Here is a 14,310-nt window from a genome sequence, read left to right on the forward strand (position 1 = left end):
AAAGCGGGCACAAAGCGGGCACAAAGCGGGCACAAAGCGGACACAAAGCGGACACAAAGCGGACACAAAGCGGACACAAAGCGGACACAAAGCGGACACAAAGCGGACACAAAGCGGACACAAAGCGGACACAAAGCGGACACAAAGCGGACACAAAGCGGACACAAAGCGCATATGAAACAGACACGAAACGGACACGGTGCGAACGATGAACGAAACCGCTGAAATCGCCGTACAGGCGCCGGGTTCCGGGCAAGGAGAATTGCAACGAGATCGGAGCCGATATCACGTCGTGCCCGCGAAGCATCGCGCGCGTACGGCCGGCGCTGTCGTCGCGGCGATCCTGATCGCGCTCGTGCTCGACTCCGTGCTGGCCAACCCGCGCTGGGGCTGGGGCGTTTTTGCCGAATGGTTTCTGTCGGAACCGGTGCTGTCGGGGCTGGGAAGGACACTGCTGCTGACGGCGCTCGGCGCATCGAGCGGCTTCGCGCTCGGCATGCTGATCGCGCTGGCAAGGGGCTCGCGTTCCCCGCTTCTGGCAGGCAGCGCGTGGGTCTTTGTGTGGTTGTTCCGCTCGATTCCGCTCATCGTGCTGCTGCTGATCCTGAACAACCTCGGCTATCTGTACGAAACCGTCAGCATCGGCATTCCCTTTACCGGCATCACGTTTGCCAACTGGCCGACCACCGAAGTCATCAGTCCTTTCTGCGCGGCCGTTCTCGGTCTGACGCTCCATCACGCAGCTTTTTCGGCGGAAGTGATTCGAGGCGGCATTCTGTCCGTCGATCAGGGGCAGCTCGAAGCAGCCGCTGCGCTGGGACTGCCGCGGCTTCGCCAGGCGCGGCGCATCGTGCTGCCGCAGGCAATGCGGGCCATTGTGCCGACCGCGTTCAACGATCTCATCGCACTGGCGAAGGGTTCCGCAATGGTCTACGTGCTGGCCATGCCCGAACTGTTCTATACGGTGCAGATCATCTATCGGCGCAATCTTGAGGTCATCCCGCTGCTGATGGTGGCGACCGTGTGGTATCTGATCATTCTCACGGTGCTTTCAGCGATCCAGGTGTATGTCGAACGCCATTTCTCGCGCGGGGCCACGCGCAGCACAACGCCGACCGTATTCGACGATTTCGTCAAAGCGCTTCCCGGGTTTGTGCGGCGTCGGCTCTGGCGCCGGGATGAAATCGCATCGTCCGGCGATCCTCGATTCGCCGCCGCGCCGGCTGAGTCGACGGTCGACAGCGATGCGAATCTGTGGGCCGATCAGCGCAAAGGCGGCGAGGTCGTCATTCAGAAGGTGTCGAAGAGTTTCGGCACACTAAAGGTGCTCGACAACGTCTCGCTCACCATGCGCCCCGGCAGTGTGACCGTAATCCTCGGTCAATCCGGCTCGGGCAAGTCGACGTTGTTGCGCACGATCAATCACCTCGAACGGGTCGACGACGGCTTTATCGATATCGACGGTGAACTGATCGGATATCGCCGCGAAGGCATGACGTTGTACGAACTGAAGGAGAAGGACGTGCTACGGCGTCGCGTGGATGTCGGCATGGTGTTTCAGAACTTCAATCTTTTCCCGCATCTGAGCGTGCTGCAGAACATCGTCGAGGCGCCCGTCGCGCTTGGCCGGCTGCCGCGCAAGGAAGCGGAGCAGCTTGCGCGTGGTCTGCTTGCGCGCGTCGGGCTGGCGAATAAGGCGGATGCGTGGCCGCGACAATTGTCGGGCGGCCAGCAGCAGCGGGTCGCGATTGCTCGCGCATTGGCGTTGAGGCCGAAGGTGCTGCTGTTCGACGAACCGACATCCGCTCTCGATCCCGAGCTGGTGAATGAAGTGCTCGACGTCATCAAGGAGCTTGCGCGCTCGGGTACCACGATGGTGATCGTCACGCATGAGATCGGCTTTGCGCGGGAAGTGGCCGACACCATCGTATTCATGGATCGCGGCCGGGTGATCGAAGTCGGTCCGCCGGCGAACGTGCTGAACGCACCCCAACATTCCCGCACGCGCGAATTTCTGTCGCGCGTGCTCTGACAACTCCATCTTCGCAACGCAATGATCAACAGGCGAACATTCGTTATTACCGGCATCACGGCCGGGCTGGCGACGATCAGTGGTGGTGCCCATGCCGCGCAGGCCAGCGTCGATCTCAGTCCGCAGCAGCCGGGACGCATTCGTACCGGGAAAAACGAGCAGGCGATCGCGGCGATCGCGAATCGCTACCGCTTCGTCAGGGAAGGATTCCTGACGGTCGCCATCTCGCCGCATGGCCCGCCCACTGCAACCTATGCGACGGATGCGCGAACCGTCATCGGTTCGGATGCGGACTATGCGCAACTGATCGCCGACGCGTTGGGGCTCAAGCTCGACATCGTGCCTATTGCATGGGTCGACTGGCCATTGGGTTTGAGTTCGGGGAAATACGACGCAGTCATCTCGAACGTCGGCGTAACGGAACAGCGCAAGGAGAAGTTCGACTTCACCACGTACCGTCAGGGTTTGCATGGTTTCTATGTGCGCTCCGCCAGCCCGATACGCCGCATCGCGGAGCCGAAAGACATTGCGGGCCTGCGCGTGATCACCGGTTCGGGGACGATTCAGGAAAAGATCATCCTCGAATGGAACCGGCAGAACGTCGCGAAAGGTCTCAAACCTGTCGAGGTTCAGTATTTCGACGACGACGCGGCAAGTCGCGTTGCGCTGCTCTCCGGTCGTGCGGACGTCGAGTTCGATCCCAATGCGCCGCTTGCCTACGACGCCGCGCGAACCGGCGCGATTCGCCAGGTAGGAACCGTGAATGCGGGCTGGCCCGCGAGAGCGGACGTTGCGATCGCAACACGCAAAGGCAGCGGACTCGTCGATGGGCTGACGCTGGCGACCAATGGCGTGATCGCCAATGGCACTTACACGCGCTCGCTCGCGCGCTGGGGGATTCAGGCTGAGGCGCTGAACCGTGCCGAAAGCAACCCGCCGGGCTTGCCAAAATTCTGAACCCGCTGCAATGATCTTCCGTTTTGTCCCTGCGGCGCCGGTTGGTTCTAGCGGGCACCATAGGTGAGCGTCGCGTTCATCGCGCTGCTGACGGTGAATTCGTAGCGCTCCGGACGAATGTGGAAAACCGTCGATTCACACGCGCGCCCGTCGGTGAGATACGACGTCCGCTTCATCACCATCAGCGGCGCATGTTTCGATACGCCCAGCACGCGTGCGGTTTCGGCGGATGCGGCGACCGCAGTGATCGACATATCGGCGCGCTCGATCTGCCACCGCAGCAGCGCGTCAAGCATCTCGTAAGACGGCATGCCGGCGGCCTGCTCGTGTGAGATAGCCCGTGCTTCCGGCAACAGGCAGGTTTGCGCCAGCGCGACCGGCTCGCCGTCGACGGAATGCAACCTCTCCAGATACACACACGTTTCGACATCCGCGCCGAACACGTCCTGCAGGCCCGGCGGCACGCTGCATTCTTCCATCCGCCGCAACTCCATATGCGGGGCGGCACCCTGGCGCGCGAGCGAATCGTAAAAGCCGCGCAATACGTCGAGCCGATGCTGGAGGCGCTTGCCGGTTGCAAAGGTTCCTTTGCCCTGTTTGCGCTCCACCAGCTTTTCGTCGGCGAGCTTGCCGATCGCGAGGCGCACGGTCACGCGGCTCACCGAAAAGCGCTCGCTCAACTCGGCCTCCGACGGCAGCTTCCCTGAAGGCTCATAACGGCCGCGCTCGATCTCGCCGCGCAACGTGCTGGCGATCTGTTCATACAGCGATGTGATGTGTTCGCGAACCAGTGTCATAGGGGTAGTGCGTCCTCAAGGCGGTGTGTCCGGGACGGCAGCCACGGCGGGCGACCGTTCCTTTCCCACAAATCACGATATCGATGTGAAATCCTGTTAGATCGATAACTTGTATTAATACGTATTATGCCAACTCCAGGGCGGCAAGCGACCGTCGCATTAGATCCGAACGATGGGGAGTTGGGAAGTGACGAACAAAACAGCAGGCAATCCGCCGCTGGAAAGGGAAGGCTGGCGTGCCTCTTTCGGCACCGCTGCGGATTCGCGGGAGCCGCGCGCATCGGACGCGAGGCGCATCCCGCGGACTCCGTTGAAAGCCCGCGTGGGATTCATCGCCGCGTGGCTGTGCTTCTTCGCGATTGCATGGTGGCTGCCGACACCACAGGGCCTGACCGCGCAGGGCAAGGCAACGCTGGCGGTCGTCGCATGGGTGGCGATCGTGTGGGTCGTCGAAGCGATTCCAGTCGGCGTGAGCGGCATTCTCGTGCCGATGCTGCTGGTGCTGTCGCATGCGGTCACGCCGTTTCCAAAGGCCGCGAGCGGGTTTGCCGCGCCGGTGGTGTTTCTTTGCCTCGTCGCGTTCCTGTTCTCCGCGATCATGCAGGCCGCCGGTCTCGATCGCCGCATCGCGCTGCTGCTGCTCGAGCGCTTCAGGGCACGCACCGCGAACGGTGTGATCTGGGCGATGTTCGCGGTCAACTTCGTGATGTCGCTCGTCGTGCCGGCCGCCAACGCGCGCGCCGCCACACTGTTGCCGGTGACCAACGGCATCGTCGGCCTGTTCGGCAGCAGCGCGCGCGAACGTGAGGCGAAGAAGGCGATCGTGATCCAGACGCTCGTTTATGGCTCGATGATCAGCGGCATGTGCATTCTCACCGCGCATCTGCCGAACATGGTCGTGTCCGGTCTGCTGGAGAAACAGCTTGGGCTGCGGCTGTCGTATTTCACGTGGTTCAAGCTGCAATGGCCGTATCTCGGCATGTTCGTGCTGACCCAGTTCTGGGTGCAGCACTATTTCAAATCGCGTGCGGTCGCGATTCCCGGGGGCCGTCAGTCGATCGTCGCGGAGCGGCGCAAGCTGCCGCCCGCAGGCGGGCACGACTACGCGGTGCTCGCCGTGTTCGCGTTTGTCGCATTGATGTGGGCAACCGAATCGCTGCACGGCTTGCCGTCGGAAATCGTCGCGTTGATCGGGCTCGCGCTGATGTTCGCGCCGGGCGTGCTGCGCTTCGGCTGGAAAGAGGTTCAGGAGCGGACCATCTGGGGCACGCTGTTTCTGCTGGGCGGCGCGTTGTCGCTGTCTGCGGCGATCAGCGGTTCGGGGCTCGCGCAGTGGGCAGCGGATCACATCTACGCGCTCGCGCATGGTTATGTCTGGTGGGCCGTGCTGGCGATCGTGATGGTCGGTACGCACGTGATCCGGATCGGCATGCTGTCGAACGTCGCTGCCGTGACGATGATCGCGCCAGTCGCATTGGCTTTGGCGCCGCGGCTCGGTCTGCATCCGGTCGCGTTCACGCTGCTGATCAGCGACACCGACAGCTTTGCTTATTTGCTGCCGACGCAAATCACCGCGGGCGTCATCGCCTACAGCAGCGGCGCGTTCACGACGGCGGATTACGCGAAGGTCGGTGTGGTGTCGGTGCTGATCGCGATTGTCTACGGTATCTGCGTGATGGCGCCCTGGTATGCGTGGCTAGGCGTGCCGGTCTGGAATCCGGCCGCGCCGTGGCCGTTCACGCACTGACCGGCATCCTGCTGCGTACCGGATCTCACGAATTTCACTTTCAGGAAAGCATGGCGATGAATGACAGCGCACAGGGAATCGAAGCGAAGGGCGCCGCGTTGCGCGAGCGACTGGGGACGCACGTCGCACCGGCCGGATTGTATGAGCGTCACAAGGCCCTGCCGTTCGCCGGGCGTGTGAGCTGCAACGTGACGCGTCTGGAGGCGGGCAGCTGGAGCGAGATCGTGCTCGACTATGAAGTCGGCGCATCCGGCATTGCGGACGGCGCGTGGCTCAAGGCGACGTTCAAGTTCTATTCCGACTGGGCGTTGTTCCAGACGAGCGACCCGGGCGCCGCGAACTTCATCAGCGCGGAATATCATGCGGCGCCGCTCGCGCCGGGCCAGAGTCCGGCGACGGTCCAGGCGCTGAACGTACGCTTCGACCAGAAGGGACATGAGCGGCCGTTCCAGAAAGCGGTGATCGTCGACGTCGCGGACGGCTATCTGAACGCGGGCGACCACATCGTCATCCGGCTTGGCGACCGGCGCCGCGGACCGGGCACGCGCGTGCAGACCTTCGTCGAGGATCAGTTCCGCTTCAGGTTCTATGTCGACCCGCTCGGTACGTCGCGCTTCGTGGCGGTGCCCGGCGATGTCGTGATCGATATTCATGCGGGCGCGCCGTCGCAGGTGCTGCTGAACGGTCCGCGGTTCGTGCGGCCGTCGGAACCGGCGACGTTTCGCGTCTCGTTGCAGGACCGCTGGGGCAATGCATGCCGCGATGCCGGTGGGGCGATCGAAGTGTGCGCCTATGACGATCGCGATCAGTTGGTCCATCGCCGCGAACTGCGGCTGCCAGAAGAGGGCTGGGCTACCTGCGCGCTGGATGACCTGCCGACCTCCACCGAAGGCACGCTGCGCATCGTGGCAACTGCGCCTGCGCTGCACGGCGTGCGCGCGGCCGAAGTCTTGCTGACCATCGACCCGGGTTTGCCGGTTGCCCGCTCGCTGTACGCCGACCTGCACGTTCACGCTCACGATACGGTCGGCACGAACAGCCCGGCATACAACGCGGCGTACGCTCGCGACATCGGCGGTATCGACGTGCTCGGTTACACCGCGAACGACTTCCAGATCACGGATGCGAACTGGCAGCTCGGCGTCGACACGGTCGAAGCATTCAACGAGGCGGGACGCTTCGTCGTCTACCCGGTTCAGGAATGGTGCGGCAGTTCGACGGCCGGCGGCGATCACAACGTCGTCTTTCTCGGCGACGAGCCGCCGGGCTTCCCCTATAACGCACGCGGCGAACATAACCGCACGCTGGTGTGGAACGAGGACATGAAGGGCTCCGCGGTCGAACTGGGCCGCTGGCCGGTCGAGGAACTGTGGGACGCTTATGTCGACGATGCCGAGCAGCACCTCGTGATGCCGCACGTGGGCGGACGACGCTACATCCCCGACTGGCATCATCCGGAACTGGAACGGCTGGTCGAAATCGCGTCGACGTGGGGACACTTCGACTGGCTTTACCGCGACGTGATTGCGCGAGGCTACCAGTTGGGCGTCGCGGCGAGCGGCGACGAACATCGCGGCAGGCCGGGCGGCGGCGCGCCCGGCGTGCAGGTGTTCGGCGTGCACGGCGGCCTGACCGGCGTGCTGTCCGACACACTCGACCGGAAAGCGGTGGGCCGCGCGCTGCGGGCACGCCACACATGGGCGACCACCGGCGAGCATAGCGCCGCGCTGGTTCGCTGCGGCGAACACCGGCAGGGCGATGCATTTGCGCATCGCGGCCCGGCTACGCTCGACTACCGTCTGCTCGGGCGCGCCGGCTGGGAATACATTGCGGCGTTCGACCACTCGGGCCTGATCTGGGAGCGCGACCTGCATGAAGAACTGGGTTATTCGGATCGGCTGATCCGTATCCGCTGGGGCGGCGCGCGTATTCGCGACCGCTACCGATGGGCATCGTGGCGTGGCCGGGTCCGCATTCTCAACGGGACGATCCACAACTTCGGCTCGGCGGGCTTCGAGCACATCGAGGAAGCCGCCTGGCGCACCGGCACGACCGACATCGAATTTCGCAGCGATACGTATGGCGATGCCGACAGCGTCGAAATCGACGTCGGCAATCTGGCGAACGCGCGGATCGTGATCGAAGGGACTATCGACAGTTTCGTGAAAGTTGGCGATCCGCTACAGGGCAATCCGTTCGCGCATGCGCCGACGTTTCGCTGGGAGATCAGCGGCGCGGAGCTGCTCGCGCAGGGGACTGCAAGACATGAACTGGGGGGGACGGAACTGTTCGTCGCCGCCGAGCGCCTGACCGAAAAGCCGTTGCCGCAGGATCTGTCGGGCACGCTGGAGATTGCACCGCTGAACGCGCCGTTCGGTTTCCGGCCCGTGTATCTGTTCGGGCGGCAGCGGGATGACAGCAAGGTGTGGACGTCGGCGCAGTTCATCACGTTCGGGTCCTCGACGGGCGCGCCGGAGTGAACCTTGTCACGACGTCGAATCCGGATGCCGCGCTCAATCGCTGGAACTGGCCTTCGAGCGCCTGCGCAAGTTCGCATTAGGGTGGACAATCACACTCTGCGGTACATTTCTTCTTATGACCGAGGTGGGCACAGCGGTGACTCCGCTGTTGCAAAATGTCCTCGATGCAAGCCGAGGCGCGATGGCCTCGCGATGGCCTGATTGTCACGCCTGCGTGGTAAATCGGGCACTTCTGTCATTGGCGTGAGCAAGGAGCGACGAGCTTGGACGATCGCGTTCGTAAGGCAGCCAGACCTGCAACGAGTACCGAGCGCACCACGCTTGCGGCGAGAGAGGTATTGGAAGGTCGCCGCCGTGGCGCGCTGATGCTGTTGCCGTTTGCTGGACCGGCCATAGTCGTCTCCGTTGCCTATATGGATCCGGGCAACTTTGCGACGAACATTCAGGCGGGCGCCCGATACGGTTACGCGCTGCTGTGGGTGGTGCTGTTCGCAAACCTCGTGGCGATGCTGTTTCAGGCGCTATCCGCGAAACTCGGCATCGCCACAGGGCGCAACCTTGCGGAATTGTGCCGCGAACGTTTCCCCAAACCTGTCGTGCTGCTGATGTGGGGCGTAAGCGAAATCGCCGCCATGGCAACCGACCTGGCCGAATTTCTCGGCGGTGCTATCGGGCTGTCGTTACTGTTTCACATGCCGTTGCTCACCGGCATGATGGTCACGGCGGTGGTGACCTACGGCCTGCTATTGTTCGAGAGCGCGGGTTTTCGTCCCCTTGAACTGGCGATTGGCGCACTCGTAGGCATCATCGGCCTGTCCTACCTTGCCGAGCTATTCATTACCCCGGTTGCGTGGCCGGGTGTATTCGTCCATACCTTTTCCCCTCAATTGCCCGACGCGGATGCGCTGACGATTTCCGTCGGTATCGTGGGCGCGACCGTGATGCCGCACGCGCTCTTCCTGCATTCGGGGCTGACGCAAAGGCGAGCGCCCGCCAGGACGGAGCGCGAGCGGGCAACGTTGCTGAAATTCTCGAATATCGAAGTCGTCATCGCGCTGACCATTGCCGGCCTCATCAATATGGCGATGGTCATCATGGCCGCTGGCGCATTTCACCATGGGTATCCGGAGGTTGCGGAGATCGAAACGGCCTATCACACGCTGGCGCCGCTATTAGGCATTGGGGCGGCAGGCATCTTTCTGTTGTCCCTGATCGCTTCGGGCGTATCCAGTTCCGTTGTCGGCACGATGGCGGGTCAGATGATCATGCAAGGGTTCGTCGGTTTTCGAATTCCGCTATGGTTGCGCCGGGTCGTCACGATGGTGCCGAGTTTCGTCGTGGTGGCGCTTGGGGTCAATGCGACCCAGGCGCTTGTCATCAGTCAGGTTGTGTTGAGTCTTGCGTTGCCGCTGCCGATGGCAGCGTTGCTCTGGTTCACTTGCCACAGGGATGTGATGGGCGCATACACGAATCGCCCGTCCATCGCGGTGGTTGCGATGCTGGCGGCACTTATTGTTTTAGCGTTCAACGTCGTGCTCGTGCTGCAAACGTTCGGCGTCGACATTCCCGGCCTGCCACGCTGAGACCGGCCGTGCGTCCGAAGCAGGACGCTACGGGCGCGGCCTGTGCGACCTGCTGAACAGCACCATCGCAATGCCGCCGAGGATCGCCGCGGAGGCGGCAGCCAGCCGCGCTGTGATCGCTTCCGACAGGAACGCCACGCCGCCAAATGCAGCGAGCAGCGGCACCGACAACTGTACGGTGGCGGCTCGCATGGCGGAAAGCTTGCCGAGCGCGGCATACCAGATGACATACCCGATGCCGGACGTGAGTGCACCGGAGGCAATAGCCATGCCGACGCCGGCCACGTTCGCATGAGCGTTGGCGACGAAAAGCAGGCTCAGTACGAGGGCGAGCGGCGCCGCCCGTGCGAAGTTGCCTGCCGTGGCGGCTAGCGGATCGGCGACGGCGCGGCCGCGCAGCGAGTACACGCCCCACGCCACGCCGGCGATCGCCATCAGCGCGGCACCGAATGGCGCAGGCGCAGCGACACCCGGCGACACCAGGTAGACGAGCCCCGCGACAGCCAGAGCGAGACCCAGCCATGCAACGGATCCGAACATCTCGCCTGAGCGCAAACCGCCGCTTAACATCGTCAATTGAACCGCGCCGAACAGAATCAATGCGCCTGTGCCCGCGGGCAAGGTGAGATAGGCGAAGGAGAAGAACGCGACATACGCGAACAGCATCGCTGCAGCGCGCCAGTCGGCATGGCGGGGCAAGGATCGTTCCGACCGGAAGCGCACGATGACGGCGAGCGCAATCGCTCCGGAAATCAGCCTGATGCTGGCGAAGCTGGCCGGATCGATGCCTCGTTGCAGCAATGCGAGCCGGCACAACAGTGAATTGCCCGCGAAGGCGAGCATCGCCGCCCCGGTGAGGACGATCGTCTGCAAGGTGGGCAAGCCGCTGCGCGCTTCATGCATGGGTCGCCACCAGCACGATTGCCCAGGACAGCAGCGCAACACCGAGCGGCTTGCCGAGACGCCGGCCCCAGCGAACGTTCTTTTCGATCGCCATCACGGCCGCAAGCAGGAGCATCCAGCCGAGGCTGCCGGTGCCGAGTGCGAACATCAGCAGCATCAGCGCCCAGCAGCACCCGACGCAGAACAGGCCGTGCTGCACGCCAAGCGCGAACGCATGCCGGGCTTGCGCATGCCCACGCCAGCGCTCGATAACGAAACTCAAGGGCGTGCGGCACTTTTCCAGGCACTGGTACTTGAGGCTGCTGAACTGAAATGCACCGGCCAACGCAATGGTCGCGGCGCCGATCAGCCAGCCATGCCAGGCCAATGTGGGTGCGCTGGCGAGCAGGAACAGCACCGTACTTTGAAGTGCATGCGCGAGGAGCCCGAAGGCGCCCCACACCGTCATGTAACCGAGGACGAGCAGCATGAGGAGGCGCCCATGATCCGGGCGCTGGGCCGTCAACCGGTCGAAGATATTGAACAACGGCAAGGTGGTGGGCAGCATCATGGCCGCCGTCATGAGTATCCATGCGGTCGCGTAGAGCACCACGGGCACGATCACATTGCCGGCGGGAACGACACGGCACAGAAACGCCGCCGGTCCTGACGCTGTCCAGTCACCGTGCTCGAGATAGCGTCCGTACGGGCTGCGCGCCCATGCCCACAATGTCAGCCACGCGAGCGCGATCAGCACGGCCAGGACCGGCACGAACACGCGATAGTGGCGCGACGCGCTGGGCGGCAACGCGGCTGGCGTCGGGCTCATGCGTCAAAGACGAAGATGCTCTGCAGGGCGTTGTGGTTCTTGATGTCGAGGTCGATGCCGAGGGCGGCGTTTTTGGATCGATAGCTCGGGGCCTTGCCGACAAACACTGGAGCCCCCGGCACCGTCGAGAACACGGTGTCGGAGAGGGTCGTCTGGCCGCCGGTCGCGCCGAGATAGGGCTCGAGTTCGGCGTAGTAGTTCGTGCCGATCTCGAGTTCGCCCTTGCCTGCGACTACCGTGAAGCGAATCGGCGCCCGCTCCACCGAGACGACCTGGCCGATGAGCTTGGCGAGTTCGGCGACGGGTCCGCCGGCCTGCCCGGTGTACACCTTCAGCAGTGCTTCTTCCTGCGCCTTGGAGGCCTGATCGTCGATGTAGATCGCGGCAGTCCAGTTGCCTTGCAGGATGTTGCCGGGTATATGAGCCACGGCTGCGATGGTATTGCCGGCCACATCGACACCGTCGATCGTTCCCTTGTCTACGTGCCACGCGACGATGGTGTCGCAGGTGCCGTTGTCAGGGTCCTCGCCGATCCAGCAGGGACATAGGACCTTGCAGTTACAAACCTCGAGCAGACGACCTTCCAGGTGATAGCTCATACGGACCTCCGTTGAAGATACGTGAACACCGACCTGTCACCGTGGTTCACGGCGACGGTGAACACGTCAATTTCCCAGAAACGATAGGGTTTTTCTGCGCGGCAGGTCACAGTCGGGCAATCATTATTGGAAGCATAGTTAATCTCGCCCATCTATCAAGCGGGACACGTCTGAGCGGGTTCCTTATGTCAGACGTTAGGCCGCGTCTCTTGTGGTGCATCGCGACAATCGGGCCTTCGGCCCGGTTTGAATGCGCGAGCGCAGCGGTGTTTGTGCGGTAGCGCTCGTGCGTGCGAACTCCGCCGCGTATACGATATCTGAATGAACATGGAGAGCGGTCATGACCACGGCTGCCAGTTTTCATATCGGCTACACGCAATACCTCGGCCCCGGCGGCGAGCCTGTTCAGCCGTTGCCTGCGTTTGCGCGGGACCCGGCGGCGCTGATTCCGCTCTATCGCGCGATGATGCTGACACGCGCGTTCGACACGAAGGCGGTCGCACTGCAGCGTACCGGCAAGCTCGGCACCTTCGCGTCGTCGCTCGGACAGGAGGCGATTGGCGTCGGCGTCGCCAGCGCGATGCAGTCCGACGACGTGCTGTTTCCTTCCTATCGCGATCACGCCGCGCAATTGCTGCGCGGCGTCACGATGACGGAAAGCCTGCTGTATTGGGGCGGCGACGAACGCGGCAGCGACTTCAGCGGGCCGCGCTACGATTTCCCGAACTGTGTGCCGATCGGCACGCAGGTATGCCATGCCGCCGGCGCGGCTTACGCGTTCATGTTGCGTCAGGAGCCGCGCGTCGCGGTGGCGATATTCGGCGACGGCGGCACGTCCAAAGGCGACTTCTACGAGGCCATGAACATGGCCGGCGTCTGGCAGGCGCCGCTGGTCCTCGTGATCAATAACAATCAATGGGCGATCTCGGTGCCGCGCAGCCGGCAGAGCGCTGCGCAAACGCTCGCGCAAAAAGCGATCGCTGCGGGAATCGACGGGCTGCAGGTCGACGGCAACGACGTGATCGCGGTGCATCAGGTGGTCCACGCGGCTCTCGCCAAAGCTCGCCGCGGCGATGGCCCGACGCTGATCGAAGCGCTCAGCTATCGCCTTGGCGATCACACGACAGCCGACGACGCGACGCGCTATCGCGACTCCGAGGTCCTCAGCAAGCAATGGGAATTCGAACCGTTGCTGCGGTTGCGTACTTACCTGATGCGTATGAACGTCTGGGACAAGGCGCAGGACGAGCAGCTCGGCCGCGCGTGTCTTGCGCAGGTCGAGCAGGCCGTCGACGCGTATCTGGCGATACTGCCGCCGGACCCATCCGCCATGTTCGATCACCTGTATGAAGCCTTGCCGCTGGCGATGCGTGAGCAACTGGCGATGGCACAGCGATTCGCGCCTCCTGCGGGGAACCGCCATGGCTGACCTCAACATGGTCGAAGCGCTCAATCAGGCGCTCGCCTATGAACTGGCGCACGACCCGACCGTCGTGCTGCTCGGCGAGGATATCGGCGTGAACGGCGGCGTGTTCCGCGCGACGGTCGGCTTACAGGCCCGATTCGGCGCGCAGCGGGTGATCGATACGCCTTTGGCCGAAACCGCGATCGCCGGCGCCGCGATCGGCATGGCGGCGATGGACCTGAAGCCGGTCGTGGAGATCCAGTTCAGCGGCTTCATCTATCCGGCCATCGACCACATTCTGAATCATGCGTCGCGTCTGCGGCATCGAACCCGCGGACGGCTGGCGTGCCCGCTTGTGATCCGTGCGCCGTGCGGCGCAGGTATTCACGCACCGGAGCATCACTCCGAAAGCCCTGAAGCGTTGTTCACCCATATACCCGGACTGCGTGTCGTGACGCCGTCATCGCCAGCACGCGCGTACGGCTTGCTGCTCGCGTCGATCCGCGACCCGGACCCGGTGATCTTCTTCGAGCCGACACGGCTGTACCGGCTCTTCAGGCAGCCGGTGGAGGATAACGGCGAGGCGTTGCCGCTCGACACCTGCTTTACGTTGCGCGATGGGTCGGACGTCACCCTGGTGAGTTGGGGGGGCGCATTGCAGGACGTGCAGGCCGCAGCCGATGTGCTCGCGCAGGAAGGCGTGATGGCCGAGGTGATCGACGTGGCGACGCTCAAGCCGCTCGACATGAACACGATTCTCGCGTCGGTGGCGAAAACCGGGCGCTGCGTGATCGTGCACGAGGGCTCGCGCACCGGAGGGGTGGGCGCGGAGATTGCCGCCGGCATCGCCGAACGCGGACTGTATTCGCTGCTCGCGCCGGTGCAGCGCGTCACCGGATATGACGTGGTGGTGCCGCTGTACAGGCTCGAGAATCAATATATGCCAGGCACGGAGCGCATCGTTGCCGCGGTCAGGCAGACTCTGGAGGCGTCGTGAAG

General features: G+C 63.5%; 11 protein-coding genes. 7 read left to right on the forward strand and 4 right to left on the reverse strand.

Annotation, left to right across the window (positions count from 1 at the left end):
• Nucleotides 1–208: 208 nt before the first annotated feature.
• The gene (locus tag AC07WT_RS07945) at nucleotides 209–2,032 is read left to right on the forward strand and encodes an amino acid ABC transporter permease/ATP-binding protein (protein WP_494946647.1); all 1,824 of its coding nucleotides are present in this window, start codon (nucleotides 209–211) and stop codon (nucleotides 2,030–2,032) included.
• A gap of 21 nt (nucleotides 2,033–2,053) precedes the next feature.
• The gene (locus AC07WT_RS07950; protein ID WP_494946648.1) at nucleotides 2,054–2,989 is read left to right on the forward strand and encodes an ABC transporter substrate-binding protein; all 936 of its coding nucleotides are present in this window, start codon (nucleotides 2,054–2,056) and stop codon (nucleotides 2,987–2,989) included.
• Nucleotides 2,990–3,036: 47 nt separating this feature from the next.
• Here the strand turns inward: AC07WT_RS07950 and AC07WT_RS07955 are convergent, their stop codons facing one another.
• Nucleotides 3,037–3,786 carry a GntR family transcriptional regulator gene (locus tag AC07WT_RS07955; RefSeq protein WP_494946649.1) on the reverse strand — a complete coding sequence of 250 codons (750 nt, stop codon included), beginning with the start codon at nucleotides 3,784–3,786 and terminating at the stop codon, nucleotides 3,037–3,039.
• A 187-nt stretch (nucleotides 3,787–3,973) separates the two neighbouring features.
• Between AC07WT_RS07955 and AC07WT_RS07960 the strand changes: the two genes are divergently transcribed.
• The 3 genes from AC07WT_RS07960 to AC07WT_RS07970 all read left to right on the forward strand — a co-directional run bounded on the left by AC07WT_RS07960 (nucleotide 3,974) and on the right by AC07WT_RS07970 (nucleotide 9,596).
• Nucleotides 3,974–5,533 carry an SLC13 family permease gene (locus tag AC07WT_RS07960; protein ID WP_494946650.1) on the forward strand — a complete coding sequence of 520 codons (1,560 nt, stop codon included), beginning with the start codon at nucleotides 3,974–3,976 and terminating at the stop codon, nucleotides 5,531–5,533.
• Between the two features lie 56 nt (nucleotides 5,534–5,589).
• Entirely contained in the window at nucleotides 5,590–8,013 is a 2,424-nt protein-coding gene (locus AC07WT_RS07965; protein ID WP_494948398.1) for a hypothetical protein, read from the forward strand.
• A 263-nt stretch (nucleotides 8,014–8,276) separates the two neighbouring features.
• Entirely contained in the window at nucleotides 8,277–9,596 is a 1,320-nt protein-coding gene (locus AC07WT_RS07970; RefSeq protein WP_492590269.1) for an Nramp family divalent metal transporter, read from the forward strand.
• A 27-nt stretch (nucleotides 9,597–9,623) separates the two neighbouring features.
• Here AC07WT_RS07970 and AC07WT_RS07975 read toward each other — a convergent pair whose 3' ends face one another.
• From AC07WT_RS07975 to AC07WT_RS07985, 3 genes are read right to left on the reverse strand one after another with little or no spacing between them, the layout of a single operon-like run.
• On the reverse strand, nucleotides 9,624–10,499 hold the full coding sequence (locus AC07WT_RS07975; protein ID WP_494946651.1) for a DMT family transporter: 876 nt from the start codon (nucleotides 10,497–10,499) through the stop codon (nucleotides 9,624–9,626).
• Complete coding sequence (locus AC07WT_RS07980; protein WP_494946652.1) at nucleotides 10,492–11,307, reverse strand: DUF2182 domain-containing protein; 816 nt, start codon at nucleotides 11,305–11,307, stop codon at nucleotides 10,492–10,494. Before AC07WT_RS07980 ends, AC07WT_RS07975 begins: the two co-directional genes overlap by 8 nt.
• Nucleotides 11,304–11,906, reverse strand: coding sequence for a DUF1326 domain-containing protein (locus AC07WT_RS07985; RefSeq protein WP_494946653.1), 603 nt, complete (start codon nucleotides 11,904–11,906; stop codon nucleotides 11,304–11,306). The genes AC07WT_RS07980 and AC07WT_RS07985 overlap by 4 nt, the downstream gene beginning before the upstream one ends.
• A gap of 340 nt (nucleotides 11,907–12,246) precedes the next feature.
• Between AC07WT_RS07985 and pdhA the strand changes: the two genes are divergently transcribed.
• Both pdhA and AC07WT_RS07995 read left to right on the forward strand, forming a co-directional pair.
• Nucleotides 12,247–13,335, forward strand: coding sequence for a pyruvate dehydrogenase (acetyl-transferring) E1 component subunit alpha (gene pdhA, locus AC07WT_RS07990; RefSeq protein ID WP_494946654.1), 1,089 nt, complete (start codon nucleotides 12,247–12,249; stop codon nucleotides 13,333–13,335).
• The gene (locus AC07WT_RS07995) at nucleotides 13,328–14,308 is read left to right on the forward strand and encodes an alpha-ketoacid dehydrogenase subunit beta (RefSeq protein WP_494946655.1); all 981 of its coding nucleotides are present in this window, start codon (nucleotides 13,328–13,330) and stop codon (nucleotides 14,306–14,308) included. Before pdhA ends, AC07WT_RS07995 begins: the two co-directional genes overlap by 8 nt.
• Nucleotides 14,309–14,310: the final 2 nt, after the last annotated feature.

It is taken from the genome of Paraburkholderia sp. GW821-FHT02A12, assembly GCF_059422005.1.

Bases quoted from the DNA above. Each gene is read 5' to 3' on its own strand.
- AC07WT_RS07945 (WP_494946647.1), top strand. From the start codon at position 209: ATGAACGAAACCGCTGAAATCGCCGTACAGGCGCCGGGTTCCGGGCAA.
- AC07WT_RS07980 (WP_494946652.1), bottom strand. From the start codon at position 11,307: ATGAGCCCGACGCCAGCCGCGTTGCCGCCCAGCGCGTCGCGCCACTAT.
- AC07WT_RS07975 (WP_494946651.1), bottom strand. From the start codon at position 10,499: ATGCATGAAGCGCGCAGCGGCTTGCCCACCTTGCAGACGATCGTCCTC.
- AC07WT_RS07965 (WP_494948398.1), top strand. From the start codon at position 5,590: ATGAATGACAGCGCACAGGGAATCGAAGCGAAGGGCGCCGCGTTGCGC.
- AC07WT_RS07950 (WP_494946648.1), top strand. From the start codon at position 2,054: ATGATCAACAGGCGAACATTCGTTATTACCGGCATCACGGCCGGGCTG.
- AC07WT_RS07985 (WP_494946653.1), bottom strand. From the start codon at position 11,906: ATGAGCTATCACCTGGAAGGTCGTCTGCTCGAGGTTTGTAACTGCAAG.
- AC07WT_RS07955 (WP_494946649.1), bottom strand. From the start codon at position 3,786: ATGACACTGGTTCGCGAACACATCACATCGCTGTATGAACAGATCGCC.
- pdhA (WP_494946654.1), top strand. From the start codon at position 12,247: ATGACCACGGCTGCCAGTTTTCATATCGGCTACACGCAATACCTCGGC.
- AC07WT_RS07995 (WP_494946655.1), top strand. From the start codon at position 13,328: ATGGCTGACCTCAACATGGTCGAAGCGCTCAATCAGGCGCTCGCCTAT.